Annotated in this window: 3 protein-coding genes; 2 read left to right on the forward strand and 1 reads right to left on the reverse strand. The window is 62.5% G+C overall.

All coding sequences use genetic code 11. The features are described 5' to 3' along the window. Positions 1–248 precede the first annotated feature (248 nt). Entirely contained in the window at positions 249–713 is a 465-nt protein-coding gene (locus tag NCR34_RS25960; RefSeq protein WP_171800337.1) for a GNAT family N-acetyltransferase, read from the forward strand. Further along, complete coding sequence (locus tag NCR34_RS25965; protein ID WP_250501252.1) at positions 710–1,330, forward strand: FMN-dependent NADH-azoreductase; 621 nt, start codon at positions 710–712, stop codon at positions 1,328–1,330. Before NCR34_RS25960 ends, NCR34_RS25965 begins: the two co-directional genes overlap by 4 nt. Here NCR34_RS25965 and pdxR read toward each other — a convergent pair. Beyond that, positions 1,327–2,766, reverse strand: a complete 1,440-nt coding sequence (pdxR, locus tag NCR34_RS25970) for a MocR-like pyridoxine biosynthesis transcription factor PdxR (RefSeq protein ID WP_250501253.1) — start codon at positions 2,764–2,766, stop codon at positions 1,327–1,329. The genes NCR34_RS25965 and pdxR overlap by 4 nt on opposite strands. Position 2,767: the final 1 nt, after the last annotated feature.

A 2,767-nucleotide genomic window follows, 5' to 3' on the forward strand; every position in this document is an offset into this window, starting at 1 on the left:
CCGGCCAAAAGCGGTCATCAACCCGGCTCCGCTTGCAGACTTTCCATCGTCGCATGTTCGTTCCGAACCGGACTGTCAAGAGAACGGATCGCGGCAATTCGGTTTTCACGAAGCGGCACTGAAGAGCGCTCGAACATTCGATGTAATGCCAGTCGATCCGATGGACTAATTCACGACACGATTTTTGGCTCTTATGACTAAGCCATCGCTCCGATATCGTGTGCGGTATGTACTGTGGAGAAAAGCCCATGAATACGCCGCCCGATTTCAAGCATCTCGATTCGCCCGACGAATGGACACAAGCCTTTCCGGTCATGCAGGAACTGCGGCCGCATCTGCAAGACGCCGCGTCCTTCGCCAGACAAATGCGACGCCAGCGCGAAGAACACTATCGCCTGTTGGCCGCTCGCGACGCGTCGGGCGCCGTCCTCGGCCTCGCTGGCTACCGTCTTCAGACGAATACGCTATACGGTCGTTTCCTCTATGTGGACGACCTGGTGGTTACTGCGCGGCAGCAACGCAGCGGCATTGGTGCGGGGCTGCTCGACCAGGTCCGCGACATCGCGCGTCGTTCTGATTGCGCGCATCTCGTACTCGATACCGGCCTGCACATGCCGTTCGCGCAGCGCTTCTACTTCCGCAACGGCCTGCTTGCAAAAGGCATGCATTTCGTCGAGTCGCTTCAGACGATCCACAAGGAGGCCGCGCAATGAAGGTGCTGTTTCTTAATGCCAGCCCGCATCGCGAAGCCAGCCATGGCTATCAGCTTGCGCTTGACATGATCAAGAAGCTCGGCGCACCCGCGCAAAGCAACATGGTTAGCCGGGACCTTGCTGCATATCCTTTGCCGCCGATCACCAGCGACTACGCGCGCGCTATCACGTCGCGCGAGCCGGATGAGCGCCACTTCGCACTTTCTGAACAACTGATCCGCGAGATCGAAATCACGGACGTGCTCATCATCAACACGCCGATGCACAACTTCACGGTGCCCGCCGCGCTCAAGCTGTGGATCGATTACGTGTTGCGCATTCATCGCACTTTCGCCAGCACGCCGGAAGGCAAGATAGGACTGGTGCGCGACCGGCCGGCATTCGTCATCGTTGGCTCGGGCGGTCATCACAGCGGCGAGCATGCGTTGCAGCGTGATTTCCTCTCGCCGTATCTGCGTTATGCGCTAGGTTGCATCGGCGTAACGGATGTGCATTTCCTGCTTCTGCAAGGTCTCGTGCGCGGCGAAGCAGCCGTGACCGAAGCACTGAAGGCGGCGCGCGAAACGCTCGCGCAACACGATCTCTTTAACGCTCAGGACGCCACCGTGACGCTCTAGGCGGCATACGCGCGCCGCAACTGGCCCGCGAGCCGGGTCGCTTCGGCTTCGTCCGCTACGTTTGCGAAGCCGAGCACCACGCCGCGCAAGGTGCGCTTCGTGCGCGCGCCGATATGCCACGACGACAGCGCGCTCACCGCCAGCCCGGCTTCCTGCGCACGCGCGGCGATGGCGAGATCGTCGACGGGGACGCCGCTGACGTTGTTGAACAGCATCACGAGATGCATGCCGCCCGACGGCCGCTCGATGCGTACCTTCTCCCCGAACGCTTTTTCCAATGCCCGGGCGCAGATCTCGCGGCGCTCCGCGTAGAGCGCGCGCATGCGCTTCAGATGCCGCGCAAAATGCCCTTGTGCGATGAAGTCCGCGACTGCCGCCTGTAACAGGTAAGGCGGTCCGGCGTTCATGCTCGCCGTGAGTTGCGCGAAGCGTGCAATGGCCCGCTCGGGAACGACTACATATGAGAGCCGCAGCCCGGGAAACAAAACCTTGCTGAAGGTGCCGCAGTAGATCACGCGGTCGTCGACATCGAGGCTTTTCAGCGCGGGCAGCGGCCGCCCGGCGTAACGAAACTCACTGTCATAGTCGTCCTCGACGATCCAGCTTCCCGTGCGTGCCGCCCAGTCGAGCAGCTTCATGCGCCGCGCCAGCGAAAGCGTCGCACCGAGCGGACTTTGATGCGACGGCGTCACGATGGCGAAGCGCGCGTGCGGCGCGTGCGCCTGCCCGGCATCGACGTCGATTCCGTCGTGATCGACCGGCACCGGCGCGAGCTTCAGCCCCGCCTGATTGAGAAAGTCGCGCGCCAGAAAATAGCCCGGCTCTTCGAACCAGGCGCTGTCGTTCGGTTTCGCGAGACTGCGCAGAATGAGTTCAAGCGACGCGCGATAGCCGCTCGTCACAATTACCTGTTCTGGCGCGCACTCGACACCGCGCGACAGGCCCAGATAAGTCGCAACGCGTTCGCGAAGCGGCCCGAAGCCGGCAGGCTCGGGATAGGTGAGCGAGGCTAGATCTACGCTGCGCGCCCGATGCGCGATGATGCGGCTCCACACTTTGCGCGGAAAAGCATCCAGCGCGGGCAATCCGGGACGCAGCGGGCGGGCTTCATGGCCGAGTCCTATTTCCGGTGCCGGTTTCGCGCGCGGCACATCAGCGCATTCTAAGACTCGAGGCGCTGCCAAGTTCGAAACCGATGCCGGCAGCGACGACGACACAAAAGTGCCCGCCGCGCCGCGCATCTGGAGATAGCCCTCGTCGACGAGTATGTCGTAGGCCAACTCCACCGTGCCGCGCGCCGTGTTGAGCTGCGTGGCAAGCGCGCGCAGCGCGGGAACACGGTCGCCGGGCTTGAGGTGTCTCGCGCCGATCGCGGCCTTGAAGCGCTCGCAGATCTGCAAATAGATCGGCAGTGCGTGCCGCCGGTCGATATCAATC

The organism is Caballeronia sp. GAWG1-5s-s, assembly GCF_023631445.1.
Taxonomy (GTDB): Bacteria; Pseudomonadota; Gammaproteobacteria; order Burkholderiales; family Burkholderiaceae; genus Caballeronia.